Source organism: Acinetobacter sp. UBA2063 (assembly GCF_002333245.1).
In the GTDB taxonomy this organism is placed as follows: Bacteria; Pseudomonadota; Gammaproteobacteria; order Pseudomonadales; family Moraxellaceae; genus Acinetobacter; species Acinetobacter parvus.
Window position 1 is genome coordinate 34,446 of sequence record NZ_DDAH01000140.1, and the last position, 407, is coordinate 34,852.

The following is a 407-nucleotide window of genomic DNA, read 5'->3' on the forward strand; positions in this document are numbered from 1 at the left end:
AAATGACACCAGAGTGGTTATTAAATTCACCGCTATTAGATGTAAAATTTTCTAAATACTTAATATTTGTATTTTTACTCATCAATTTTAGTTTTGCAGGTTATTTTCTAGAGCTTTCATTTTTTGCTTTACAACACTACTTTATCTCGCCTTACTATCTTTTTGTTCCTGCTTTGATTATCGACATTTTTTTTACAGTGTTTATGATTAATTGTCTTGACCAAGTGATTAAACCTAAAGTCACACATTCACATATCAATCTAGTGGGTCGCTTAGCAACAATCTCAACGGGAAATGCACGTCCAGGCTTCTCTGCGCAAGCACGTGTTCGCAATGAATTTGGTCAACTGTATTATGTACAAGTAGAGCCAGAATATGGTGAATTAGAGTTACAATCCCAAGTGTTG

The 407-nt window shown here is 34.2% G+C and carries 1 protein-coding gene; it reads left to right on the plus strand.

Features of this window, described 5'->3' with window-relative positions:
* Positions 1-407, plus strand: a 407-nt coding sequence (locus B4H32_RS06475; RefSeq protein ID WP_286800926.1) for an OB-fold-containig protein, incomplete at both ends; no start/stop codon positions are given.